This window comes from Bradyrhizobium sp. Cp5.3 (assembly GCF_000426265.1).
Lineage (GTDB): Bacteria > Pseudomonadota > Alphaproteobacteria > Rhizobiales > Xanthobacteraceae > Bradyrhizobium > Bradyrhizobium neotropicale.
In genome coordinates, this window is the sequence record NZ_AUFA01000012.1 from 147,490 (window position 1) to 171,973 (window position 24,484).

Annotated in this window: 26 protein-coding genes and 1 tRNA gene; 19 read left to right on the forward strand and 8 right to left on the reverse strand. The window is 63.7% G+C overall.

Translation table 11 applies throughout. The features are described 5' to 3' along the window. Positions 1-11 precede the first annotated feature (11 nt). Positions 12-803 carry a CPBP family intramembrane glutamic endopeptidase gene (locus tag K289_RS52355; protein ID WP_245283962.1) on the forward strand — a complete coding sequence of 264 codons (792 nt, stop codon included), beginning with the start codon at positions 12-14 and terminating at the stop codon, positions 801-803. Here the strand turns inward: K289_RS52355 and K289_RS0119700 are convergent. Both K289_RS0119700 and ruvX read right to left on the reverse strand, forming a co-directional pair. Further along, the gene (locus K289_RS0119700) at positions 800-1,729 is read right to left on the reverse strand and encodes an AEC family transporter (RefSeq protein ID WP_027553106.1); all 930 of its coding nucleotides are present in this window, start codon (positions 1,727-1,729) and stop codon (positions 800-802) included. The genes K289_RS52355 and K289_RS0119700 overlap by 4 nt on opposite strands. A 3-nt stretch (positions 1,730-1,732) precedes the next feature. Beyond that, the gene (ruvX, locus tag K289_RS0119705; RefSeq protein ID WP_027553107.1) at positions 1,733-2,224 is read right to left on the reverse strand and encodes a Holliday junction resolvase RuvX; all 492 of its coding nucleotides are present in this window, start codon (positions 2,222-2,224) and stop codon (positions 1,733-1,735) included. 47 nt (positions 2,225-2,271) lie between these two features. Here ruvX and K289_RS0119710 point away from each other — a divergent pair, with 47 nt between their 5' ends. Continuing rightward, on the forward strand, positions 2,272-2,487 hold the full coding sequence (locus K289_RS0119710) for a hypothetical protein (RefSeq protein WP_027553108.1): 216 nt from the start codon (positions 2,272-2,274) through the stop codon (positions 2,485-2,487). A 66-nt stretch (positions 2,488-2,553) separates the two neighbouring features. Here K289_RS0119710 and K289_RS0119715 read toward each other — a convergent pair whose 3' ends face one another. Both K289_RS0119715 and K289_RS0119720 read right to left on the reverse strand, forming a co-directional pair. After that, a complete protein-coding gene (locus tag K289_RS0119715; RefSeq protein WP_027553109.1) occupies positions 2,554-3,489 on the reverse strand; it encodes a cyclase family protein in 936 nt (311 codons plus the stop codon). 195 nt (positions 3,490-3,684) lie between these two features. Continuing rightward, entirely contained in the window at positions 3,685-4,575 is an 891-nt protein-coding gene (locus tag K289_RS0119720; protein ID WP_027553110.1) for a LysR family transcriptional regulator, read from the reverse strand. A 96-nt stretch (positions 4,576-4,671) separates the two neighbouring features. Here K289_RS0119720 and K289_RS0119725 point away from each other — a divergent pair, with 96 nt between their 5' ends. The 12 genes from K289_RS0119725 (at position 4,672) to K289_RS51635 (ending at position 13,809) form a co-directional block, all read left to right on the forward strand. Continuing rightward, positions 4,672-5,685 carry a nitronate monooxygenase family protein gene (locus K289_RS0119725; protein WP_027553111.1) on the forward strand — a complete coding sequence of 338 codons (1,014 nt, stop codon included), beginning with the start codon at positions 4,672-4,674 and terminating at the stop codon, positions 5,683-5,685. A gap of 12 nt (positions 5,686-5,697) precedes the next feature. Continuing rightward, positions 5,698-6,774 (forward strand): nitronate monooxygenase family protein, encoded by a 1,077-nt coding sequence (locus tag K289_RS0119730; protein ID WP_027553112.1) that lies wholly within the window; start codon positions 5,698-5,700, stop codon positions 6,772-6,774. Positions 6,775-6,851: 77 nt separating this feature from the next. Next, positions 6,852-7,139: an Asp-tRNA(Asn)/Glu-tRNA(Gln) amidotransferase subunit GatC gene (gatC, locus tag K289_RS0119735; RefSeq protein ID WP_027553113.1), complete on the forward strand. Its 288-nt coding sequence runs from the start codon at positions 6,852-6,854 to the stop codon at positions 7,137-7,139. 76 nt (positions 7,140-7,215) lie between these two features. Further along, positions 7,216-7,428 (forward strand): hypothetical protein, encoded by a 213-nt coding sequence (locus K289_RS0119740; RefSeq protein WP_027553114.1) that lies wholly within the window; start codon positions 7,216-7,218, stop codon positions 7,426-7,428. Next, positions 7,425-8,900 (forward strand): Asp-tRNA(Asn)/Glu-tRNA(Gln) amidotransferase subunit GatA, encoded by a 1,476-nt coding sequence (gatA, locus tag K289_RS0119745; RefSeq protein ID WP_027553115.1) that lies wholly within the window; start codon positions 7,425-7,427, stop codon positions 8,898-8,900. Before K289_RS0119740 ends, gatA begins: the two co-directional genes overlap by 4 nt. After that, on the forward strand, positions 8,891-9,193 hold the full coding sequence (locus K289_RS0119750; RefSeq protein WP_027553116.1) for a hypothetical protein: 303 nt from the start codon (positions 8,891-8,893) through the stop codon (positions 9,191-9,193). Before gatA ends, K289_RS0119750 begins: the two co-directional genes overlap by 10 nt. Then, positions 9,190-10,668, forward strand: coding sequence for an Asp-tRNA(Asn)/Glu-tRNA(Gln) amidotransferase subunit GatB (gatB, locus tag K289_RS0119755; protein ID WP_027553117.1), 1,479 nt, complete (start codon positions 9,190-9,192; stop codon positions 10,666-10,668). The genes K289_RS0119750 and gatB overlap by 4 nt, the downstream gene beginning before the upstream one ends. Positions 10,669-10,677: 9 nt before the next feature. After that, positions 10,678-10,845, forward strand: a complete 168-nt coding sequence (locus K289_RS50580; RefSeq protein ID WP_156918070.1) for a hypothetical protein — start codon at positions 10,678-10,680, stop codon at positions 10,843-10,845. Positions 10,846-12,172: 1,327 nt separating this feature from the next. Then, the gene (locus K289_RS0119780) at positions 12,173-12,439 is read left to right on the forward strand and encodes a hypothetical protein (RefSeq protein WP_027553118.1); all 267 of its coding nucleotides are present in this window, start codon (positions 12,173-12,175) and stop codon (positions 12,437-12,439) included. A gap of 94 nt (positions 12,440-12,533) precedes the next feature. Further along, entirely contained in the window at positions 12,534-12,740 is a 207-nt protein-coding gene (locus K289_RS0119785; RefSeq protein WP_027553119.1) for a hypothetical protein, read from the forward strand. A 156-nt stretch (positions 12,741-12,896) separates the two neighbouring features. Further along, positions 12,897-12,990, forward strand: a tRNA-Ser gene (locus tag K289_RS0119790). A gap of 165 nt (positions 12,991-13,155) precedes the next feature. Further along, positions 13,156-13,809 (forward strand): hypothetical protein, encoded by a 654-nt coding sequence (locus tag K289_RS51635; protein WP_198024741.1) that lies wholly within the window; start codon positions 13,156-13,158, stop codon positions 13,807-13,809. 534 nt (positions 13,810-14,343) lie between these two features. On the opposite strand, the gene K289_RS0119800 is transcribed toward K289_RS51635, so the two are convergent. Continuing rightward, on the reverse strand, positions 14,344-14,520 hold the full coding sequence (locus tag K289_RS0119800) for a hypothetical protein (RefSeq protein ID WP_156918071.1): 177 nt from the start codon (positions 14,518-14,520) through the stop codon (positions 14,344-14,346). Between the two features lie 1,175 nt (positions 14,521-15,695). On the opposite strand from K289_RS0119800, the gene K289_RS0119805 reads away from it, so the two are divergent. After that, positions 15,696-17,306, forward strand: a complete 1,611-nt coding sequence (locus tag K289_RS0119805; RefSeq protein ID WP_027553122.1) for a porin — start codon at positions 15,696-15,698, stop codon at positions 17,304-17,306. Between the two features lie 609 nt (positions 17,307-17,915). Here the strand turns inward: K289_RS0119805 and K289_RS0119815 are convergent. Next, positions 17,916-20,294: a lytic transglycosylase domain-containing protein gene (locus K289_RS0119815; RefSeq protein WP_035685220.1), complete on the reverse strand. Its 2,379-nt coding sequence runs from the start codon at positions 20,292-20,294 to the stop codon at positions 17,916-17,918. 280 nt (positions 20,295-20,574) lie between these two features. On the opposite strand from K289_RS0119815, the gene dapA reads away from it, so the two are divergent. Genes dapA through K289_RS0119835 form a run of 4 tightly spaced genes read left to right on the forward strand, consistent with a single transcriptional unit; the run spans position 20,575 to position 23,068 of the window. Further along, positions 20,575-21,465 carry a 4-hydroxy-tetrahydrodipicolinate synthase gene (gene dapA, locus K289_RS0119820; RefSeq protein WP_027553124.1) on the forward strand — a complete coding sequence of 297 codons (891 nt, stop codon included), beginning with the start codon at positions 20,575-20,577 and terminating at the stop codon, positions 21,463-21,465. Positions 21,466-21,520: 55 nt separating this feature from the next. Beyond that, positions 21,521-21,937, forward strand: coding sequence for a large conductance mechanosensitive channel protein MscL (gene mscL / locus K289_RS0119825; RefSeq protein WP_027553125.1), 417 nt, complete (start codon positions 21,521-21,523; stop codon positions 21,935-21,937). 59 nt (positions 21,938-21,996) lie between these two features. Further along, complete coding sequence (smpB, locus tag K289_RS0119830; protein ID WP_027553126.1) at positions 21,997-22,470, forward strand: SsrA-binding protein SmpB; 474 nt, start codon at positions 21,997-21,999, stop codon at positions 22,468-22,470. Positions 22,471-22,474: 4 nt separating this feature from the next. Continuing rightward, positions 22,475-23,068 (forward strand): peroxiredoxin, encoded by a 594-nt coding sequence (locus K289_RS0119835; RefSeq protein WP_027553127.1) that lies wholly within the window; start codon positions 22,475-22,477, stop codon positions 23,066-23,068. Here K289_RS0119835 and K289_RS0119840 read toward each other — a convergent pair. Then, positions 23,065-23,739: a uracil-DNA glycosylase gene (locus K289_RS0119840; protein WP_027553128.1), complete on the reverse strand. Its 675-nt coding sequence runs from the start codon at positions 23,737-23,739 to the stop codon at positions 23,065-23,067. The two genes, K289_RS0119835 and K289_RS0119840, sit on opposite strands and share 4 nt — an antisense overlap. Next, entirely contained in the window at positions 23,720-24,364 is a 645-nt protein-coding gene (locus K289_RS0119845; protein WP_027553129.1) for an NYN domain-containing protein, read from the reverse strand. Before K289_RS0119845 ends, K289_RS0119840 begins: the two co-directional genes overlap by 20 nt. Positions 24,365-24,484: the final 120 nt, after the last annotated feature.

Here is a 24,484-nt window from a genome sequence, read left to right on the forward strand (position 1 = left end):
TAGAGTGAATATTGCGCGTATCTGAAAAGTTGTTACGAAAATCCTTTATGACGGATCTCAAAAGCGCGAGCGGTTCTGTCCCACCGGTGCGTCGGACCTGGGACTTTTGGGAGACAACGCTAGTTGCCTTGATTGCAGATGGTGCTTTCGTCCTGACGGGCGGAATTGTCGTGAGTATCATCCTGGCCGTCAATGCCGGCCTGAAGACACCAGCTCCAGGGGAACTCCACGCGTTGGCGTCACAGGGGCGCTGGTATGGAGTCGCCATCATCTCGGGAACGCCGCCAGCTATCGCTGTGCTCTGGATTGCGATCCGGATGGCCGGCAGAGAATTTAGCGAGTATCTCGCGCTGAATTGGCCAACCGGGGGCGAAATAGTGCGCGCCCTCGCCATCACGACAATCTTTTTGTCGATCGAGGGATTCGTGCTGTCGAAGATGGGGGCGGGCGGAGGGGGATATCAACCCGATCCCATGCTCGTTGTCGGTGGGGCCGCGGGATTGCTGGCGTGGCTCATTGGAGGCTGTATCGCTGGACCTCTCGTCGAAGAGTTTGTTGTTCGCGGCTTCTTGTTCCGCGGCTGGTCGCAATCTTCTCTCGGGCCGATCGGAGCCATTGTCCTTACATCCGCAGTGTGGGCAATGAACCATACCCAGTACGATTGGTTCGGACGCCTACTCATTTTCGCTTTCGGACTTGTTCTTGGCTACATTCGATGGTCCGGCAATTCCACATGGCCCACGGTGGTGGCCCACTCGGCCTGCAACACCTTCATCCTTTTTACATTGGGGCGCTACGTCTAGCGCACAGCCACCAGCGCGATCACGATCGGCATCGTGATTGCCGCCAAGATCGTCTGCAGCGTGATGATCTGCGCCAGCAGCGGCGCATCGCCGCCCATCTGGCGGGCCAGCACGTAGGCGCTGGAGGACGTCGGCACCGCGGCGCAGATTGCCACAATCGCGAGGCTGTCGCCGGAAAGGCCGAACCAGAGGGCGAGCGGCAGCGCGAGGATGGGCATTAGCACCAGCTTGAGCACCACGCCGATCGTGGCGCCCACGCTTGGACGGAGCAGGCCTTCGAGATGCAGACCGGCGCCGGTGACGAGCAGGCCGATGGCGAGCGAGGAGCGGCCGAGCGCATCGGCGACCTCGTGCCAGATCTTCGGCAGGGGCAGGTGAGCGAGGTTGATGACGATGCCGATCATGCAGGCCCAGATCAGGGGATTGAGCACCACCGTCATAACGATCGCGCCCATGGACTGCTTGTTCGGTGAGGCGTAGTGCGCGAGCACGGCGACGCTGAATACGTTGACCAGCGGGATGATGGCGACCATCGCGACCGAGGCGAGCGCCAGCCCGACATCGCCGAACATGTTGGCGCAGACGGAGAGCGCCACAAAAGTCTGCCAGCGTGTCGCGCCCTGGAAGATCGAGGTGAAGGCGGGGCCGTCGATCTCGAGCCGCGCCAGGGCCGGCCGCACCGCGAGGCAGAGCAGCGACATCGCGAGCACCGACAACAGCAGCGCGCCGCCGACGCCGGCGACCGGCACCTTGGAGAGGTCGGCCCTTACCAGAGTCTGGATCAGGAGCATCGGAAACAGCACGAAATAGGTCAGCCGCTCCAGCCCGTGCCATTGCGTGTCGAGCCGCATCAGGGTGCGCTTGAGCACGATTCCGAGCACGATGAGGATGAAGACCGGCAGCAGTGCCGCGATCACGACCGCCATGGGTCAGTCCATCCCGGGTGCTGCACGCAGATTGGCGAGCCGGTCGAGCGCGCCTTGCAGGATGAAGATCGCCGCGTGCTCGTCGATGACTTCGGCGCGCCTGGCGCGGCTGACGTCCATGCCGATCAGCTCGCGCTCCACCGCCGCTGTCGACAGGCGCTCGTCCCAGAGGCCGATGGGAAGCGCGGTGAGGCCGGCGAGGTTGCGGGCGAAGGCGCGGGTCGATTGCGCGCGGGGGCCTTCGCTGCCGTCCATATTGATGGGCAGGCCGAGCACGAAGCCGGCTGCCTTGCGCTCGGTCGCGATCGCAAGCAGCCGCGCCGCATCCTGCTTGAACGCCTTGCGCTGGATGGTCTCGACGCCGGTCGCGAGCCGACGATCGGGATCGGAGACGGCGACGCCGATCGTCTTGGTGCCGAGGTCGAGCCCGATCAACGCGCCGCGCGCGGGCCAGTGGGTTGCAGCATCGACCAGGGATAGGATAGGAGCCGGCATGGCATCAGCGCATAGCATGCGTCGCGCCGCGGAGTGAACCCTGGACAATGGATGCGCTGACACTATTCGGCCTGTTTGCCGTGACCGCGATGCTGGTCTGCTATGCCCTGGAAGACCGCAGCCACTGGTTCGTGTTGCTGTTCGCCGCGTCCTGCGCGCTCGGCTCGGCCTATGGCTTTCTCCAGGGCGCCTGGCCGTTTGGCGTGGTCGAGGCGATCTGGGCCATCGTCGCATTGCGGCGATGGCATCTCAGGCCGCGGTGATGGCAGCGCAATCCGGGCGAGGCCTGCCGGGAGCAGGCGGAGTCTCGCCCGGGTCGAGCTTGCCGATCAGCGGATCGCGATCGGGTTGATCATCGCCTGCACACCTCCGGTCCAGCGCGGCTGCCCGAGCACGAACAGGAATTCATATCCCTTGTCCCGGGCGAGCGCGGCCGTATCCATGTTCTCCAGGATGTAGGTCCCGTTCATGGCGAGCAGGATCTGATGCACCTCGAACACGTTCTTGGACTCGAAGGGTAGCACCTCCAGCGCCCAGGTGTCGGCGCCGATCGCGACGACGCCCTTGCTGGTCAGGTACTTTGCGCCTTCGACGCCGAGGCCGGGCTCGGCGGCCGAATAGCGCTTGTCATCCTTGCCGATCAGGCTGAGCCAGCCGGTGTGGAAGATGACGACGTCGCCCTGGCGGATCTCGACGCCCTGCTTCTTGGCGACCTCGTCGATCTCCTTGACGTTGAAAGCGGTGCCTTCCTTGACCACGTCGGTGTTGTAGTAGGCCGCCATGTCGAGCAGGACGCCGCGGGTGACCATCGGCGGCACCTTCTCGATGCCGAGCTTCTTCAACCCGGTCGGATCGGCGAAATCGGCGAGCTTGTTGCCGTTGTAATAGACGTGCTCGACGCCGAGATGTCCAAGACCGTCGAGCTGGCTGCCGATGCCGACCCAGGTATCCAGGATGTCGTCATTGTAGGTTGCCTTGTTGGGACCGAGGCCCGAGCTGCCTGCCTGCCCGGGTTGCACGATGGTGAGCTTGAACGTGCGCGGCGGATAGGCGGGCGTATTGGGCGTGACGGGCATGCCAAGTGCATAGGTCTTGCCGGTCTTCACCAGTGACGCGGCCTTCACCACGAGCTCGGGCGTCATGTAGTTGGCGGCGCCGATCTCGTCGTTCGGCCCCCATTTCGATTTCGTCCAGTCCTGTGCGCTTGCAGTTCCGATCGTCGCCGACAACGCAGCGACGCAGCACAACACGTGCGTATTGCGCATCGATAGTCCTCCCGATGTTTGGCTTCGTTATGGTTTCGCGCCGGCCAGTGACACACCCTAACGTAGAATGGCCGCGCGCTTCAAAGCTTTTCGAACTGCTGCGCTGCGATGGCTGAACGGAACACGCAGCGTCGATCGATTCAAAATCGACAGATTTGTGTCGATGAATTTCGCGTCGTGGAACGACGCGCTGGGTCAGGCCGCGATGACGTCGTCTTCTTTCTTCAGGCAGGAGATGAAGCTGCTGAGCGCGCTGTATTGATGTCCGCTGCGGCGCTGAATGAAGAGCGTCTCGACGCGAGCATGCGCGGGGTTCAGCGTATGGATCGACACGTTGCCGATCATCGCAGTGCGTTCGACCACGGCGCGCGGCAACAGTGTCACGCCCATGTCGGCGGCAACGCAGCCGATCATGCCATCGAGCGTGCCGAGCTCGAAGCGCGCTGCCGACGGCCAGCCGAACTCGACGAAAATTTGTTCGAGGCGCTGGCGATAGGTGCAGCCGGTGCGGAACGCCAGCGCGGTCGGCCCTGACTCCGGCGTCGCGGCGCGCAGCTCCTTCAGCGAGGTCCAGCGGCGCGCACTGACCAGCACTAGCTCTTCGCGAAACGCGCTGGTGGCCACAAGGTCGGCGTGCTCGATCGGTCCGGCGACGAAAGCGCCGTCGAGGACACCATCGAGCACCGAAGCGACGAGGTCAGCGGTGGTCGCCGTGCGCAAGGTCAGCCGCACCGCCGGAAAGCGGCGGTGGAAATCGGCAAGCAGCGGCGGCAACCGCACGGCGGCGGTTGTCTCCATCGAGCCGATCGCCAGCGGGCCCTTCGGCTCGCCATCGTCTCGCGCGGCAAGCACGGCCTCGTTCGACAACGCGGCCATTTTTCGCGCGTAGGGCAGGAGACGCTTGCCGGCGGCGGTGAGCGTCATGCCGCGGCTGTGCCGCTCGAACAGCGGCGTGCCGATCTCGGCCTCCAGCGCCTTGATGCGCTGGGTGACGTTCGACTGCACGGTGTTGAGCTCTTCGGCGGCGCGGGTGATACCGCCGGCGCGGGCCACCGCGGCAAAGGTCTTGATATCGCTGAGTTCCATGGTGTCGTTTCGTTTCCGAGATGGCAGCGTTCAAAAGAATTCAATTTTCGAGAATGCTATTCGCGCTTAACGTTGCTGTCCAGAGTGGGAGGAGCCATGCCGATTGCGACGCCGCTGACGGAGCTTCTTGGGATCACGCATCCGATCCTGTCCGCGCCCATGGATACGATCGCGGGCAGCCGGCTGACGCGTGCGGTGAGCGAGGCCGGCGGCTTCGGGATCCTGGGCGGCGGCTACGGCGACCGCGCCCGGTTGGAGGCCGAGACGGCCCGGCTGAAAGGCTTTGCGCCGTTCGGCATCGGCTTCATCACCTGGAGCCTCGCCAGGCAACCCGAGCTCCTCGATGTTGCGCTCGAGGCGGGTCCGCAGGCCGTCATGCTCTCATTCGGCGATCCCGCGCCGTTTGCACCGCGCGTCAGGGCGCACGGTGCACGGTTGATCTGCCAGGTGCAGAGCGAGGACATGGCAAAACAGGCGTTGGACGCCGACGCAGAGATCCTGATCGCGCAGGGCACCGAAGCCGGCGGCCATGGCGCATCGCGCACCACCGTCGACATCGTACCGGCGATCGTCGATCTTGCGGCCGGACGCGTGCCGGTCGTTGCGGCCGGAGGGATTGCGGATGGTCGCGGCCTCGCGGCAATGATGATGCTGGGCGCATCCGGCGTGCTGATCGGGACGCGCTTCTATGCGAGCGTGGAGGCCGATGGCGCGGAGGAGGCGAAGCAGCGCATTCGCGCGGCGAACAGCAATGACACGGTGCGCGGCGTCATCGTCGACTGGTCGCGAGGTCTGTTCTGGCCAGCCCCGTTCACCGCACGCACGCTGGTCAACGACCATATCAGGCGTTGGACCGGCCGCGAGATCGAGCTGATGCAAAGAGCCGGCGAGGTGGCCGTTGGGTATGCCGCGGCGAAAGCCGCGGGCAATTTCGAGGTCGCGGCGGTCTTTGCCGGCGAGGCCGTCGGCCTGATCCATGATATTCCGCCCGCGGCCGAAATCGTCGAGCGGATTGCAATCGAAGCGGAGCAGCTTCTTGCTGGCCGGCGCAATTCCGGTGCTTCTTTCCCTTCTCCCACAAGGGGAGAGGGGTTGCAGCGAGCCAACTAGAGAGACCAAACAATGTGGCCTGACCGTCGACTGATCGACCTCTTCAAGACCGAATTCCCGATCGTGCTGGCGCCGATGGCGGGCGTGATGGATGCGGAACTCGTGATTGCCGCTGCACGAGGTGGCGCACTGGGCTCGTTGCCTTGTGCGATGCTGTCAGCGGAGAAGGCGCGGGAGCAGGTTGGCGCCATCCGGAAGCACGTCTCCGCGCCAGTAAACATGAACTTCTTCTGCCACACGCCGGTCGATCTTACGGCCGAGGCCGAAGCACGCTGGAAGCAGCGGCTTGCGGACTACTACAGGGAGCACGGCCTCGATCCGGCCGCACCGATCAATGCCGCCAACCGCGCGCCGTTCGATGCGGCCTTCTGCGAGGTGGTCGAGGAGCTGAAGCCGGAGGTCGTGAGTTTCCATTTCGGTCTGCCGGAGGCGGCGCTGCTCAAGCGCGTCAAGGCGGCCGGATGCATCGTCATCTCGTCGGCCACGACGGTGAAGGAAGCGGTCTGGCTCGAGCAGCGCGGCGTCGACGCCGTAATCGCGCAAGGCGCGGAGGCGGGCGGTCATCGCGGCATGTTCCTGACGGAGAAGATCAGCGAGCAGCCCGGCACCTTCGCCCTGGTGCCGCAGGTCGTCGATGCCGTGAAGGTACCGGTGATCGCCTGCGGCGGCATCGCCGATGGGCGCGGCATTGCCGCTGCCTTTGCGCTCGGTGCGTCCGGCGTGCAGATCGGCAGCGCGTATCTGCGCTGTCCGGAATCCAAGGTCACGCCCGGTGGCCGCAAGGCGCTCGCCGAGGCGGGGGACGATTCCACCGTCATCACCAACGTGATGACCGGACGGCCGGCGCGCGGGGTGCAGAACCGCCTGATGCGCGAAGTCGGCCCGATATCGCCGGACGCGCCGGTCTTTCCCCATGCCGCGACCGCGCTGGGGCCGCTCAAGGCCGCTGCCGAAAAGCAGGGCAGGGTGGATTTCACCAACCTCTGGGCCGGCCAGGCCATCGCCATGGGCCGCGAGGTGCCGGCGGCAGAACTGACCCGGGATCTGGCCAGATCGGCGCAGGCCCGCCTGAAAGCGCTGGCCGGCTAGGCGGGAAGCGCCGGTTGCAGCGCAAAAGGGGCCTCTGCTATACGGCGGTTAGGTTTTGCCGTTAGAGGCCTTATATAATGTCCGTCGACGCTGCTACCGTCCGCCGCATCGCGCATCTGGCGCGCATTGCGGTTTCCGAAGACGAGGTTCCGCACTTGCAGGGCGAGCTCAACGCCATGCTCGCCTTTGTCGAGCAGCTCTCGGAGGTGAATGTCGAGGGCGTCGAGCCTATGACCTCGGTGACTCCGATGCAGATGAAGAAGCGTCAGGACGTGGTCAATGACGGCGAGATCGCCGACGATATCGTTGCCAATGCGCCGGCGATCGAAGGTCACTTCTTCCTGGTGCCGAAGGTCGTCGAGTAATTTGCATAGCGTTTTCGAGCGAAGTGGAAGCCGGTTCGCGTGAAGAAAACGCGTCAAACTAAGGACACCAGGTCCGATGTGCCTGCTATGCGACGATGAGAAGGCCTACCAGGCCTATATGAACTATCTCGACGCCATGGAGCGGCAGGGCAAGGCTGCCGATCCCAATGTCGCCGTCAATGCCGTGCTCGACGAGATCGAAGCGGCGGCGAAAGCCTCCGCCAAAAAAGACGACCCGGCCAACGACAAGACCCTGTCTCCGTTCTTCTGCAGCCCGATCAATAAATGACCGATTTGACATCGCTGACGCTCGCCGAGGCCCGCAAGGGTCTCGCCGACAAATCTTTCACGTCGCTGGAATTGACTGACGCGCACCTCGGCGCAATCGAAGCCGCGCGCGTGCTCAACGCCTTCGTGATGGAGACGCCCGACCAGGCGCGCGCCATGGCGCGCGAGGCCGACGCCAAGATCGCCAAGGGCGATGCCGGCCCGCTCGCCGGCATTCCGCTCGGCATCAAGGATCTGTTCGCGACCAAGGGCGTGCGCACCACGGCGTGCTCAAACATCCTCGGCAATTTCGTGCCGACCTATGAGTCCACCGTCACCTCGCAGCTTTGGCGCGACGGCGCCGTCATGCTCGGCAAGCTCAACAATGACGAGTTCGCGATGGGCTCGTCGAACGAGACATCCTGCTTCGGCCCCGTGGGCAACCCCTGGCGGCGCGATGGCTCCAACGCCACGCTGGTGCCGGGCGGCTCGTCGGGCGGCTCGGCCTCGGCCGTGGCGGCGCTGCTCTGCATGGGGGCGACTGCGACCGACACCGGCGGCTCGATCCGCCAGCCGGCGGCGTTCACCGCGACCGTCGGCATCAAGCCGACCTATGGCCGCTGCTCGCGCTGGGGCGTCGTCGCCTTTGCCTCGTCGCTCGACCAGGCTGGCCCGATCGCGCGCAGCGTGCGCGACGCAGCGATGCTGCTGCGCTCGATGGCCGGTCACGACCCGAAGGACACGACCTCGGTCGACATTCCCGTACCCGACTACGAGGCCGCGATCGGCAAATCCGTGAAGGGCATGAAGATCGGCATTCCCAGGGAGTACCGTCTCGACGGCATGCCGGCCGAGATCGAAAAACTCTGGGGCGAGGGCGCGGCGTGGCTCAAGGCCGCGGGCGCAGAGCTCGTCGAGGTGTCGCTGCCGCACACGAAATATGCGCTGCCGGCCTATTACATCGTGGCACCGGCCGAGGCCTCGTCCAACCTCGCGCGCTATGACGGGGTGCGCTACGGCCTGCGCGAGCAAGGCAAGAACATCATCGAGATGTACGAGAACGCCCGCGCCGAAGGCTTTGGCGCCGAGGTGAAGCGCCGCGTCATGATCGGCACCTACGTGCTGTCGGCCGGCTACTACGATGCCTATTACCTGCGTGCGCAAAAAGTCCGCACGCTGATCAAGAAGGACTTTGAGGACTGCTTCGCCAAGGGCGTCGACGCGATCCTCACCCCCGCAACGCCCTCCGCCGCATTCGGCATCGGCGAGAAGGGCGGCGCGGACCCTGTGGAGATGTATCTCAATGACATCTTCACGGTCACCGTGAACATGGCGGGCCTGCCAGGTATCGCCGTGCCCGCTGGCAAGGACGCGCAAGGCCTGCCGCTCGGCCTGCAACTGATCGGTCGGCCCTTCGACGAGGAGACACTGTTCTCGCTCGGCGAGGTGATCGAGCAGGTGGCGGGCCGCTTCACGCCCGCGAGGTGGTGGTGAATGTCGCGGCATTCATCGCGAGCCTCGACGGCGCGACGCCCGCGCCGGACCTGAACGCGCCGCTCGCCGGTCTCTGGTGGGCCGCCAAGGGCGACTGGGACCAGGCGCACAGGATCGTTCAGGACGACAACAGCCGCGACGCCGCCTGGGTGCACGCCTATCTGCACCGCGTCGAAGGCGATCTCGGCAATGCCGGCTACTGGTATCGCCAGGCAGGCCAGCCCACGGCAAAGGATTCATTGGAGGCGGAGTGGGAGCGGATTGCTGCCACGCTGCTCGGGAGCAAGATATGAGCACGGCCACGCACAAGCTTCTCAAGGGCGCCACCGGTGACTGGGAGATGGTCATCGGCATGGAGATTCATGCCCAGGTGACCTCGAACTCAAAACTGTTCTCGGGCGCCTCGACCGCGTTCGGCGGCGAACCTAACAGTCATGTGTCGCTGGTCGATGCCGCGATGCCGGGCATGCTGCCCGTCATCAACGAGGAATGCGTCAGGCAGGCTGTCCGGACCGGACTCGGCCTCAACGCAAAAATCAATCTGCGTTCGGTGTTCGACCGGAAGAACTATTTCTATCCAGACTCGCCGCAGGGCTACCAGATCAGCCAGTACAAGTCGCCGGTGGTCGGCGAGGGCGAGGTGCTGGTCGAGCTCGACGGCGGCCGCAGCGTCACCGTCGGCATCGAGCGGCTGCATCTGGAGCAGGATGCCGGCAAGTTGCTGCATGACCAGTCACCGTCCATGACCTATGTCGACCTCAACCGCTGCGGTGTGGCGCTGATGGAGATCGTCTCCAAGCCGGATATCCGCGACGCCGAGCAGGCCAAGGCCTATGTGACGAAGCTGCGCGCGATCCTGCGTTATCTCGGCACCTGCGACGGCGACATGGAGAAGGGAAGCTTGCGCGCCGACGTCAACGTCTCGGTGCGCAAGCCCGGCGGGCCGCTCGGCACCCGCTGCGAGATCAAGAACATGAACTCGATCAACTTCATCGGCCAGGCGATCGAGTACGAGGCGCGGCGCCAGATCGAGATCATCGAGGACGGCGGGGAGATCGACCAGGAGACCCGTCTCTACGACCCCAACAAGGGCGAGACGCGCTCGATGCGGTCCAAGGAGGAGGCGCACGACTACCGCTACTTCCCCGATCCCGATCTCCTGCCGCTCGAGTTCTCGCAGCAATTCGTCGATGAGTTGAAGGCGAACCTGCCCGAGTTGCCGGACCAGAAGAAGACGCGCTTCGTCGCCGACTTCGGCCTGTCGGCCTATGATGCGAGCGTGCTGGTTGCCGAGCGCGAGAGCGCGGTGTTCTACGAGACGGTGTTGGACAGGCTCGCCAACCGCGCGCGCGATGGCAAGCTGGCGGCAAACTGGGTGATCAATGAGCTGTTCGGCCGTCTCAACAAGGAAGGCCGGGATATTACGGACTCTCCGGTCACGTCCGAGCAGCTTGCGGCGATCGTCGATCTGATCGGCGAGGGCACGATCAGCGGCAAGATAGCGAAGGATCTGTTCGAGATCGTCTGGCACGAGGGCGGCGATCCCCGCGCGCTGGTCGAAAGCCGCGGCATGAAGCAGGTCACCGACCTCTCGGCGATCGAAAAGGTCGTCGACGACATCATCGCGGCCAATCCCGACAAGGCCGCGCAGGTCAAGGACAAGCCGCAGTCGCTCGGCTGGTTCGTCGGCCAGGTGATGAAGGCGTCCGGCGGCAAGGCCAACCCGCAGAGCGTCAACGACCTGCTCAAGTCGAAGCTCGGCATCTGACATGTCGCGGTGACGGCGCGCGTCGTCACCGCGATCAACCCGCCGCGCATCCGTCGCACGCACGCGACGACAGCGATCGCCGGCTCGATCGCAGCCTTCAAGCCCAACCGAATCGCCATCTTCGATTCGCGCCAAAAGGTGCTTCGAGCGCGCGACGGCGAACGCTGGCGCCGTTAAGCATGAAAATATTTTCGTTGCCAAAAGTCGCGACTCAGAGTCCGCGCAAGGGCTGTTGCGCGCCTTCGAGCGAGTCGCAGCGCGCATCTTCGCGGTGATCGCGCGCGAAGCACGCATGCAGGAAAATACTTGCTGCATAGGGTTTTCGTGCAATCGCGACGCGCGGCGAGAGTGAAGCTGCGAGCGCTGCCTGCAATCGCAAGCGCGTGTCTTGCGGAGCGTTCGCACCGAGCGCGCAAGGCGCACGCGGCTTGCTGCGTCAACACTTCCTTAAGCGGGAAGCTGTTTTTTTCGCTGTGTTGGTGTATTCGGGATGAAGTGCATTCGATCCCCGAATGCACGCAGCGATTAAAGCCATCTCACACATCGGAGGGCAACATGGCCAAGAAAGCGAAGAAGGCGAAGAAGGCGAAGAGCGCAGTGAAGAAGACTGCGAAGAAGACCCGCAAGGTCGCGAAGAAGAAGAAGTAACTTCGCTTCTGAAGTTGCCGGCTCCTAGATAGCCGGCACGTCATCAGCGCTCTCTAGCGGGCTCTGGTCGACGATAGAGGGTGTCGGCGAGACATCAGGTCAACGGTCGGGTCGTTCGCTTCTTGCGAGTTCGCTCGCAAAAGTCCGGCCCGGCAGAAGAAACGAGTTTTCTTCGTTCGGTGCGGTTTCCCTCAAGGGGCTCCGCAATTTCACAAGCGGCCTTCGGGCCAAAGTGGAATCTGGTCCTGACGTGTTCGCCGACGCCCTCGTTCCCCTGAGCCGGGATCCTGCCGGCATTTCATTTCCCGACATCTCGATACGACGCGCGGTACCGCTTGCCAGTGAGCAGGCGATCGTCGCCTCATGATCGTCGCGCCCCGTGTGCTGGCGCTGTCGCCCGGGCCGGGCGTCCCATTCTTCCAGAATTCGGTCGTTGTCTCGCTGAAGCGCCTCGGCGTCGCGGATTCCCCGCTTTCGCCGGCAATGAGCACACGCTGCGCGGTTGCCTCTCGCGCTTCCGACCGCGCACGATGGTTATCGTTATCCGAACATCGCAGGGTAAACCAAGTCTGACGAATCGCAGAAGTGCCTGCGAATCGCGGACTTCTTGCATTCGCCTCAAGGGTCTCGCGCGCTCGCGTTTACGTCCCCTTCATCGCGATACTTAAACTGCCATTCAAAATTGCCCGTCATCATCGCCTCCAACAAGCCGGCAAACGGCATGGGGACGAGTTGAACAGCGCATGATCCCGGAAAAGTGGGTTTCCGGTTTTCCGGGAAGGATCATGCAAATCAGAGTTGGACGGGAGCCGCGCTCGGGGGAACGAGGCGGCACAATGATAAAAGGGGATGCGACATGTTTCAGGGGACTTTCGATCTGGAGACGGCGACGCCGATCGACGCGAGCGCGTTGTCGGACGTGCTGTTCGAGCGCGGACTGTACTGGGCGAGCGGCCGTTCCGGCCTCGTCGACCTCGTCGCCGCGCACAAATGGTTCAACCTTGCCGCGCTGAAGGGCCGCAAGGACGCCATCGCGCTGCGCCAGGAAGTCGCCGGGCAGATGTCGGAAGCCGAAATCTCCGCGGCTCAGCGCGAGGCGAGGGCGTGGGTCTCCATGCACTGATCTGGAGAAACGCACGGAGGTCCGTGGTTTCACGGGCTGACTTCGTTGCCCTGAATCAAGTTCAAGGCGCGTGCCGCCGACTAGATCGGGTGGCATGGGTGATACCGACACCAGCGGCCGATGGCTGCCGATTCAGATCGCGCCAGAGGATTGCGATCTGGAACTTGGGCGGCTGAAGACGGGCGTCGTGCCCTGGACCTTTCCATGCCGGCGCAAATCCGGCGTGTGGTTCAATGTCTGGGCCGGCGAGGCGGTGCTGATCTCACCCTTGTATTGGCGCATCTGGCGATCCCGTCGCTAGATTCCGACATCCCATATGGGGCAGGGCAATGCGCGGCCGGACTGGCGCGCAGCTCCCGGGCTGAAAGGCGCACAGCCAGCTTTCAGGTGAAAGAAATCCGCCGATGCGAATCTGCCGCTTGCGGCTCGCCGCTGTGTCGGGCATACCCGCCGTATTGGAGACGTGGCCGAGTGGCTGAAGGCGGCGGTTTGCTAAACCGTTATAGGCTTGTAAAGGCCTATCGAGGGTTCGAATCCCTCCGTCTCCGCCAGCGCGTTGTTCGCCATCCTTCGCCAACCCTCTGAATCTATAGCATTTCCTGGCAAAGGTCATTCTTGATCATTTGCGTCATTCGCCTAAATTCGCGGTTCCAGTGTGGGTGCAGGAGGGGGTAAAGCTTACGGCCCTTGAAGTGACCAAGGCGAAAGAGCCCGGGATGCAGGGCGACGGCGGTGGGCTCTATCTGCAGGTCAAGGGGGACACGGCAAGGAGCGCATCTCCAAGTCGTGGATCTTCCGGTATCGCTTCAACGGGCACACGAGCTCGCTGGGGAAGCCGTTGGCGCGGGAGATGGGTCTGGGCTCCTTTAGAAACCTGGACGCTCGTCGAAGCCGTGAGTGGGCCCGCCAGCAGCGTCAACTCCTCGACTTCCGGTCTGGTCTGCGGCCCGACCAGGCAACTCGGCGGTCCAATCGACACGGTCAACATCTATGGCGGCACGCTCGACGGCAATCGCGCCGACCAGCCCACCAGCCTCGGGAGCTGCGCAGGACTCTACTGCATCAGCGCGACGCGCGTTCGTGTGCGCGACATGCGGTCGATCAACTGGCGCGGCGATGGCTTGTACTTCGGTGGCGATACTACCGCGCCAGTCCAGGGCAAGTCGGTTTTCATCTTCCTCGAGAATGTCCCGACCAACATACAGAAGCGAGCGGCCAACGGCTGCGGCACACGGTTCTCGTGCGTCGGCGTGCCGAACCGAGGAGAATCGCTCCGGCCTGACGGTGACCTTCACCTGCATGTACCCGGCGACTTGAGATCGAGCGAAGCTCCCCGTTGGCCTCAAGCGCCCGAGCACTATGGCGCGTAGCTCTCAGTTCGACGTTTCGTCAACCAGAGACAACAAACCGCGATAGATGACCAAGAGAGGCGGAAATACGATTGCTGCTGCGAGCGCCCATGTGAGAGCTATAATTGCAGGCGTCTCCTTGATCACGCTACAAAGGCGCCGCATGGGGTAGAAGTGGTACCCGGCCGGGCAGACCAACGAACCTTGAGAGCTCCAAGTCGGCATCACCGGGGGCGGGAGGGATGCCAAGTAAAGGGTCAATCCGGCAATCAGGATTCCCACCCCAGCAACGTAATATCTCAAGCGGCAATTCCTTTTCAGCGCACTTCATCAATCTGGTCTTGCTCTGCCTAGAGTGTCTCCTGAATATACACTAATCCCGCGCGCCAGCGATGTTGGCGCCCCAGCTCGGCGAACGGTCAGCGGCTCCAGCCGGTGCAGAACTCGACCAGCGCTGCGGTGCTCACCACGCAAGGCGCAGGTGTGACCAATGCCCAAATGTCTGGGCCGTCGTGACGTTCATGTGCATCTATCCGGCGATGTGAGCTAGCCGGCCTAAATGCCGTCGCCGGTCTCCGATGCCGCAGATCCTTCGGGCTCTCGATCGCAGAAGAGGTAGTCGCCCAGATAATAGAGGCCGACGAAGGCGCAGAGCCCGACGGCCGCAACACTGTACATGGTGGCGTCGTTGTAGATCAGTGATTCAGAGGCCTGAACGAATTCCTTGAGCATGAATGTCCCGCTGGCTTCCAGAAAAACGAAGCCGGGACAGCCAAACAACAGATCGCACTCACAAAAACGAAAGATGGCGCCCCAGCCCCAGAGTATCGATACTCAACCGGCGCGGGTAGTCAATTGCAGATTCGCACAATTGGTAATGAATAGAAATGCGGATGGAGGCTCAAGGGTGCCGTCGAGCAGCTAACCGCAAGGCGAGAATGCGGCCCAATAGGCGCAGACCGTCAGGACCGCGCCGATCAGCATCCCGAACAGAAATTGCTCATTGCCGCCGATCTTCGGATCGAGCCCGCTGCTTGAGATGCGCGGTGATGTTTACCAGGATGTATCCCGCGGGTAGGGGCCGCTAGGGGAGTCCGCCTCAAACAGCCTAAGGGTCCTCAGCACCTGCCCGTGACGAACCGGCGGCTGAGCCAGTCGCGGTCCGCTGTCTGGAAGGGGCAGGTCGCGCCAATCCTCGGCGTTGTATGAGTCAAAGTGTGGGTAAAGATCAGAAATAGCTGAATTCTTCGAGAAATTTGCTTCGTCGAGCGAACTCTGTCTCCGCCAGACAAGATGCCAAGTCTGAACCCCGAATCGATCTCGCGGCATCCCGGCCCATCCTTCCGGTCGATATCGCATCCTCCCGGTCCGTATAGAGATGTCCTGCCGCGCGTGACCTTGTGCGTTCCGGGAACTCCGCGCGTTCATCGCGGCCGTCTTTGGGGCCTTCCGCGCTCTGCTGAGTCCTTTCATCGATTCCACGATTCGATCGCGCCAGAACCGCAATACGGTGGTGGCTCCGCCTATGGAGCGGTGCGTCGGAATTTTGGCGACAAATGGAACCGTCTGAAAAAGATGAGTAAGACCAATACGTTGGCGAGGTGCTTCGATCACAACCGCGTGTTATTTGTGCAACACCCGTCGGAAAACACGCTTCATAGGCCCGTTTCGGAGCGTTCTGTTGTTGTGTGTGCAAGGACGTTCGGTAATTGTGACTGAGCGACGGAGGGGGGCATCCCGAGGTCGTCCCGTTTTAGGTGGTTCGCTTCAGTCCCTCGCGTTCATGCGGGTGTGTCCGAAGGCGCGAAGCGACTAAGCGGTGAGTTAAAGGGACAAGGGAACCTACCTTAGGGTGTTTCACCCAGCGGATCCGGAACCTTCCCTATAGAGCAACTTGGAGGTTTAACATGAAGTTGGTTAAGAGCCTTTTGCTCGGTTCAGCGGCGGGTCTGATCGCCGTTGGCGGAGCACAGGCAGCCGATCTCCCCGTGAAGGCCAAAGCGGTCGAATACGTGAAGATCTGCTCCCTGTACGGTGCCGGATTCTACTACATCCCGGGCACTGACACCTGCATCAAGCTGGGTGGTTATCTGCGCGCTGAAGTCGCGCTGAACACCAACTCGGACATCAGCGGCCAGTTCAACGTCTCGTCTCAGGGTGCGAACGGTGCACGCAACCGTCTGACGAACTACTACACCATGCGCGCTCGTGAAGATCTGAACATCGACACGCGCACCGCGACCGAGTACGGCGTCGTCCGTACCTTCTTCGACGGCGTGTTCTCCTGGACCACCGGCAACTACGTCGGCACCAACAGCGGCTCTGGCGCGACCCAGTATAGCGGCACGCTCGGCGTTGGTCCGAACCCGGTTGGCACGGCTGCCAGCCCGGTGTCGCTGTTCGGCTCGGGCTCGGGCTCGGTCAACGGCACCGACGGCAACACCTCGGGCGGTTCGCTCGGCGTGTACTACGCCTTCATCCAGTTCGCCGGCTTCACGATGGGTAAGGCGGTGTCGCAGTTCGACGCTCCCTGGACCAACTATCCGGGCAACAACTTCGACGGTCTCGTCGGTGGTTCCGGCACGGTCACTGGTGTCAACCAGTTCACCTACACCGCTGACTTCGGTCAGGGCGTGACGGCCTCGTTCTCGGCTGAAGACGTCACCCAGTACTATCAGGCTGGTAACATCAACATCACTCCAGGTGCGACTGGCGGCTTCGGCTTGTTCCAGGGTTCGATCGGCAACACCGGCAGCATCGGCGGCACGCGCTCGCCGAACCTCGTCGGTATGGTTCGTGTCGACCAGGCCTGGGGTCTGTTCCAGGCGTCGGTGGCCGCGAAGGACAACCACGTTGCCTACTACCAGCAGACCGAAATCTCTGGCCACCCCGACGACAAGTGGGGTTGGGCGGTCCAGCTCGCTCTGTCGATCAAGAACATCCCGACCGGCGCGGGTGACACGATCAACGTGTCGGGCGTCTACACGGATGGTGCGACCCGCTACAACTTCCAGAACCTCGCGGGCAGCACGTTCGCGATGTTCGGCAGCTCGGGTTCGGCCTATCAGAGCGTCGGCTTTGCGTCGGCCCCTGACACGGTGTTCATCAACGGCAGCAGCCAGGAGACGGTCAAGACCTGGGGCTTCCGTGGTGCTTACACCCATAACTGGGATCCGTACTGGAACACCTCGGTCTACGGTGCTTACGCGGCGGCTCAGTTCGGCACGCTGGCCAAGTCGACGATTTGCGGCGCTACTGTCTTCGGGACGATCGCCTCGGTTGGTTCGACCTGTAACCCGGACTTCAACATCGGCCAGGCTGGTATCATCACCCGCTGGACTCCTGTGAAGAACCTGACCTTCTCGGCAGACTTCACCTGGAGCCATCTGGACCAGAAGTACTCGGGCTTCATCACCCCGCAGGCGATCGCCGCTGTCCCGGCCAAGCCGGTCGCTACGTACGAGCTCAAGGACCAGGACACCTTCACCCTGCTCCTCCGCGCTCAGCGCAACTGGTAATTCCGGTCTAACGATCTGAATGAGAACCCCGGCGGGAAACCGCCGGGGTTTTTCTTTGCCGGTCTGAGCTTGCTGGCACCGCGAAGATGCGCACCAGGTTGATGCCCTCGCCGGGTTGCGCAGGACCGCACCGAGAGCCCGTCGCGGGCCGAACGCGCTCAGAGATGAGGCGGTATCTTCGATCGCTGCGGAAGGCGCAGGCTTGCCGGTTTGGATCGCGCCCGAAGCTACCTTTATCCGCAGGCGCTGCCGGAACATGGTCTTCCGACGGGGCTGCATGTCGAGCCACCTCGCTCTGCGTACAGTCGAGGCTTCCTGAATCCACGACGGCGATCGTCCATCTGCGGGCCGTTCCGATATTTGCCTGCGAACGACTGAGGCTGCGACCGTCGTGGCTGGAGAGAATCAACGCGTTGGCCCTTCGATGGGCGGCCTGGCCGCGGTCGCCGATCTGCCGGGCAACAGCTCGCCGCTCTCAAATCCCTCGCTTCCAGGGGCGGCGTGAAGATCGCGTTCGACCGGGCTCAACCATTCGGACCGGGAGCGGCAGCCGCTTCCACGGGGCGGCCCCCTATCGGCCCGGGGCGGCGCATATAGGGTAGGGCGGCGCTACTCCACGCTGCCGGTGCCGCGGCGCAGATCGGCCTCGATCTGCAGGCGCGTGCCGCCGCCGAAGCGGGCGCGGTAGACCTGAAGATTCTCCATGATCCGCTGCACGTAGTTGCGCGTCTCGGAGAACGGGATCAGTTCGACCCAGTCGACCGCATCGACCTTCGGGTCACGCGGATCACCGTAGCGGTCAATCCACTTCTTCACGCTGCCGCGGCCGGCATTGTAGGCGGCAAAGGACATGATGTAGGAGCCGCGATAGTCCTCGAGCAGTCCGCCGAGCTCGGCCGCGCCGAGCGTTGCGTTGTAGGCCGAATCGTTCTTGAGCCGGGACAGGTCGTAGGTCGCGCCATGCCGCTTGCAGACATAGCGCGCGGCATCCGGCGTCACCTGCATCAGCCCATACGCCTGCGCTGGCGAGACCACGGACGGATTGAACGCGCTTTCCTGCCGCGCGATGGCATAGACGATGCTGCGCTCGACCTCAGGGCCGATCTGCGAGAACTGCGGAATGCCGTTGACCGGGTAGGCGTAGAAGTCGAACGGCAGGCCCCGATTGAGCGCGGCCTTGCCGACAAGAAGCATGCCGCGCGCGTCGCTGTAGCGTTGGGTGAGCTCACCGAGGCCGGCAAGCGCCTCGGGGTCGCCGTTCTCGCCCATGTCGGCGAGCATCGGTACCGCGAGCTCGCGCTCGTCGAGCTCGTAGAGCAATTGCGCCGCGCGCACGATCTCCAGCCGCTCGGCGCCGCGGCCGTGCGGTGCGCTGTTCAGCGCGATCTGCGGCAGGCTGAGCTTGGCGCGGGCGAGCTGGCCGTAATAGCTGGTCGATTGCTCGGCCGCCCGCGCATAAGCGTTGCGCGCCTCCTGCTGGCGACCCATGGCTTCCGCCGCGCGGCCCTGCCAATAGCCGGCGCGCGCCAGCGTGGTCGGGTTGACGCTGCCGACGCCGATGCGCGCGAAATGCTGGGCGGCGGTCGAGGGATCGGTGAGGAAGCGCAGAGCGATCCATCCCGCGGTGAATTCCTGCTCGGTCTTGTAGATGTCGCGCGAGGGCAGCGCTGCGTCGCGCGCGATCAGATAGGCGCTGCGGAACTCCTCGGTGTCGATCATCTTGCGCGCTAGCAGGCGCCGCTCGATCCACCATTCGTCGAGATTGTAGAGCCGGTTCGGATCCTTCGGCGCCGACAGCATGAGCTGGGCCGCTTCCGCGAACTTTTCCTCGCGACGCAGGAGCTGGATCTTGCTGAAGATGTAGCCGGGATCGCCGTGCAGCTCGCGCGGCACCGCCTCGAGCAGCGCGCGCGTGTTGGGCGCCTTTCTGTAGGAGGCGATGCGGGCCTTGGCGAGCGCGACATAGCCGGCGCCGAGGCGCTTGGCGGCGCGCAGCGCGGCTTCGTGCTCGCTGCCGTAGAGCAGCGAGTCCATCCTCGCCTTCTGGTCGCCCGGCGTGAGCAGGGCGCCGAACTGGTCGAGCGCGTTGTTCTCGGTGTCCTCCGACATCGGATCGCTGCGCCAGGCCTCGCGCACCAGCCGCTCGGCGTTGGCGCGGTCGCCGCGCGCCAGCATCGCCTTGGCGAGCGAGAAGCGGCCCTTGGCGGAGATTGGCGACTCGTTCTCGAACCACGACCACGCAACCGAATCGTCGCGCCTGTCGTCCCACATCGCGGCCTCGAGGCGCCGGCGCAGGAAGGTCTGCGACGGCCAGCTCGGATTGGCGGAGAGGAAGACGCGGTAGCGCTCCACGCTCGCGCCATTGTCCTCGCTGCGCAGGATGATCCATTCCGCAAGTTTGCGCGCGACGGGGTCGGAGATGGCCGCTTCGGCGTTGGTTGCATCGCCCGACCGGCGCTTGCGCACGAGCTCGATGACATTTTCCAGCGTGTCCTTGTCACCTTGCGAGGTCGACGACGTCGCAGCGACCGCGGCCGGCAGCACCGGCTTGCGCGGCGCCGCGTGCTGGCGGGTCGCCGGAGCCAGCACAGGGGCAGCGGCAGGTCTGACGGCGGTCGGGGCGGCAGGTCGGACGGTGGCCGTCGCAGGAGTGGCCTGGGGGGGTGAACCGTTGGCGGTCGGTCGTGATTTTGGCGCGGGGGCCGCTGCCGTAGGCTTGTGCTTGTCCTTTGCGGGTTCCTTGCCGGCATCCTTGGCCGGCTTCTTCGCGGCATCCTTGGCGGGGGCGCTAGCGGCTCCCTTGCTCGTTCCCTTCGCTGCGTCCTTGCCTGTTCCCTTGCCTGTTCCCTTGGCCGATCCTTTGGAGGGCCCCTTCGTGGTTTCCTTAGGGGTTTGCTTCGCGGTTTCCTTGACGGTGTCCTTGGCCCCGTCAGGGGGCGCCTCATTGGACTTGGCCCAGGCGGCACAACCGACCGAGAGCCCTGCCATCAGGCATGCGACCAGACCGGCGGATCGCCATGTGGCACGAGGAAAGAAAGTCACGGCGTTTCGTCGCCCCGAATCAGTCAAGTGGCTCAAGACCTAGCAGTATTCGATTGAATATGCGGACAAATCACCAACAGCCGCTTACTTTGGGCGGGTTTGCACCACCACCGCGGCAAAATCGCGGCCTAAACGGTGCGTCACGCGGAAGCGGCCCTTTTACGGGCGGGATAGACCCGATATGTATGGGGCTTGCTCTAAAGCCAGCCGCGTACGGAGGAAGTCCATGGCAGCCAAGTCGAAATTCCGGGGGTCGTTCACCGCCTTGGTCACGCCGTTCAAGAATGGCTCTCTGGATGAAGCCGCGTTTCGCTCGCTGGTGAACTGGCAGATTTCCGAGGGCACCAACGGTCTCGTCCCGGTCGGCACCACCGGCGAGAGCCCGACGCTCAGCCATGACGAGCACAAGAAGGTCGTCGAATGGTGCATTGCTGAGGCCAGGGGGCGCGTGCCCGTGATCGCCGGCGCTGGCTCCAACTCGACCAAGGAAGCCATCGAGCTCGCGCAGCACGCCGAGAAGGCGGGCGCGAACGCCGTGCTGGTCGTGACGCCCTACTACAACAAGCCGACCCAGGAAGGGCTCTACCAGCACTTCAAGGCGATCAATGATGCGATTGGAATTCCTATCATTATCTACAACATCCCGCCGCGCTCCGTGATCGACATGTCGGTCGACACCATGAAGCGGCTGTGGGACCTGAAGAACATCGCCGGCGTCAAGGACGCCACCGCCAGCATGGTGCGGGTGTCGCAGCAGCGCGCGGCGATGGGTGAGGACTTCAACCAGCTCTCGGGCGAGGATGCGACCATCCTCGGCTACATGGCGCATGGCGGCCACGGCTGCATCTCGGTGACCTCCAACGTCGCGCCGCGGCTGTGCTCGGAATTCCACATAGCCTGGCAGAAGGGCGATCACGCCACCGCGTTGAAGCTGCACGACAAGCTCATGCCGCTGCACAACAACCTCTTCATCGAGAGCAATCCGGCGCCGATCAAGTATGCGTTGTCTCTGCTCGGCAAGATGGACGAGACGTTGCGGTTGCCGATGGTGCCGGTCTCCGAGCCGACGCGCGTTGCGGTGCGCAGCGCCATGGTCCACGCCGGACTGATCAACTGACGCATTCGCGTTTTGGGGAGAGCTTTTCATGGGCGTCGAGGAGAGGGGCATGCAGATGCTCAAGGAGTTCCGCGAATTCGCCATGAAGGGCAACGTCGTCGATCTCGCAGTCGGCGTCATCATCGGCGCGGCGTTCGGCGCGATCGTCAATTCACTGGTCGGCGACGTGATCATGCCGATCATCGGCGCCGCCACCGGCGGCTTGGACTTCTCAAACTACTTCACCCCCTTGTCGGCGAAGGTCACCGCCGCCAACCTGGCCGATGCGAAAAAGCAAGGCGCCGTGCTGGCCTGGGGCAGCTTCCTCACGCTGACGATCAACTTCATCATCATCGCCTTCGTGCTGTTCCTCGTGATCCGTGCCATGAACAAGCTGAAGCGCAAGGAGGAGGTCGCGCCGGCAGCGCCGCCGAAGCCATCCGCGGAGGTCGAACTGCTGACCGAGATCCGCGATCTCCTCAAGAAGTCTTGACGCGCGCGCTTCGTCCAAACTGTTAGCGTTGATGCGCATCTCGATCGGATTTGTCTGCCATGGCCGATAAGAACGAACGTCCTATCAAGGTCGTGGCGGAGAATCGCAAAGCCCGCTTCAATTACGCGATCGAGGACACGGTCGAGGCCGGCATTGCGCTGACCGGAACCGAGGTCAAGTCGATCCGCAACGGCAAGAGCACGATCGCGGAATCGTACGCGGATTCGAAGAACGGCGAGATCTGGCTGATCAACGCCAACATCCCCGAATATCTCCAGGGCAACCGCTTCAACCACGAGCCCAAGAGGCCTCGAAAGCTGCTCCTGCACCGCAGGCAGATCAACAAGCTGATCGGCGCGGTGGACCGCGAAGGCATGACGCTGATCCCGCTCAAGCTTTACTTCAACGAGCGCGGCCGCGCCAAGCTGCAGCTCGCGGTTGCGAAGGGCAAGAAGCTGCACGACAAGCGCGAGACCGTGAAGAAGCGCGACTGGGGCCGGGAGAAGGGCCGGCTGATGCGGGCGAGGGGTTAGCGAGATGAATCAGAGAAGCCTGACCGAGGTCGACTGGAGCAAGATTCCCGCACCCGCCGACGATGGGGGCGCCGCGCATCTGAAGGGTATGGCATTGCCTCCGGTCAGCCTGCTCGCGACCGACGATACCTCGGTGACGCTGTCGACGCTGCGCGGGCGCACCGTGGTGTTCGCCTATCCGCGCACCGGCGAGCCCGGCAAGATCGCGCTGGTCGACGACTGGGACATGATTCCAGGGGCGCGCGGCTGCACGCCGCAGACCTGCGCGTTCCGCGATCTCTTCGCCGAGCTGAAGGCCGCCGGTGCGGCGCAGGTGTTCGGCCTGTCGACGCAGAGCAATGACTACCAGATCGAGATGGCCTCACGGCTGCATCTGCCGTTCCCGGTGCTGTCGGACGAGAAGCTGGAGCTCACGCGCGCCCTCGATCTGCCCACCATGGAGGTTGCGGGGCTCACGCTGATCAAGCGCCTCGCGCTCATCATCGACGAAGCGCGCATCACGCAAGTGTTCTATCCGGTGTTCCCGCCGGACCGGAACGCCGGCGATGTCCTGGACTGGCTGAAGGCCAATCCGGCCAAAGATCCGGTCAGGGCCTAGTCGAGGTCGGCTTTCAGCCGCGCGAACACCTTGCGGAACATGTCCGGCGTCAGCACGCCCGTGTTCGTGTTGTAGCGGGAGCAGTGATAGCTGTCGTAAAGCCTGATCGCGCCGGCCTGATGCACGGCGCCGTGGCCGAAAGGGGCCTGCGAGCCCTTCAGTTGCAGCGGCTTGAGCACGGTGTCGTGCGCAATGCGCCCGAGCGCGACGATCGCGCGCAGGTTCGGCATCGCCGCGAGGTTCGCCGCGAGAAAGCGGCGGCAGGTGTTGATCTCCGCCGGCAGCGGCTTGTTCTGCGGCGGCACGCAGTGCACCGCATTGGCGATCCGGCAGCCGACCAGCTTCAGGCCGTCGTCGGGCCGCGCCTGATAGGTTCCCCTGGCAAATCCATATTCGATCAGCGTCGCGTAGAGCAGGTCGCCGGCATAGTCGCCGGTGAAGGGTCGGCCGGTGCGGTTGGCACCCTGCATCCCCGGTGCGAGACCGACGATCAGCAGGCGCGCCCTGGTGTCGCCGAATGGCGCGACCGGCGCATTGTGCCATGACGGCTCGCGCGTGCGGTTCGCCTCGCGAAAGGCGACCAGCCGCGGACAGAGCGGACAGTCACGGTCGGGAACGACGGTGGGGGCCTGGCGGCTTAACCGGGCCGCCTCACTCGTCGAAGTCGTCATCGCCCCTCGGCGCCATCGTGGTTGCGCGCTGCAGGAATTGCGGGGCGTGGTGGCGTGCCTCGCGCTCGCTACGATCGCGCGGGGCGGGGCGTTCGGACGGGTCGCGGCCAAGCTTGGATTGCAGCTCGACGAGGTCGGTGAAGACGTCGGCCTGGCGGCGCAGCTCGTCGGCGATCATCGGAGGCTGGCTGGCGATCGTCGAGACCACCGTCACGCGCACGCCGCGGCGCTGGACGGCCTCGACCAGGGAGCGGAAGTCGCCATCACCCGAGAACAGCACCATCTGATCGATGTGCTCGGCAAGCTCCATGGCGTCGACCGCGAGCTCGATGTCCATGTTGCCCTTGACCTTGCGGCGGCCGGAGGCGTCGATGAATTCCTTGGTCGCCTTGGTGACGACGGTGTAGCCATTGTAGTCCAGCCAGTCGATCAGCGGGCGGATCGAGGAGTATTCCTGATCCTCGATGATCGCAGTGTAGTAGAACGCCCGCAACAGCGTCCCGCGGCTCTGAAATTCCTTCAGCAGGCGCTTGTAATCGATATCGAAGCCTAGCGTTTTGGCCGTCGCGTAGAGATTGGCCCCGTCGATGAAGAGCGCGATCTTGTTGGTAGGAGAAGGTGACATTCAGTTGCTCGCGTAGTGTTGTGATTAATCGTTTATTGTTGGCGCGGCGGCAGTCCGCGCGGTTCTAGAGTGCTGCCGAGTCCCGTCGAAAACAAATCCGGAGAAGTCGGGGCAATCAAG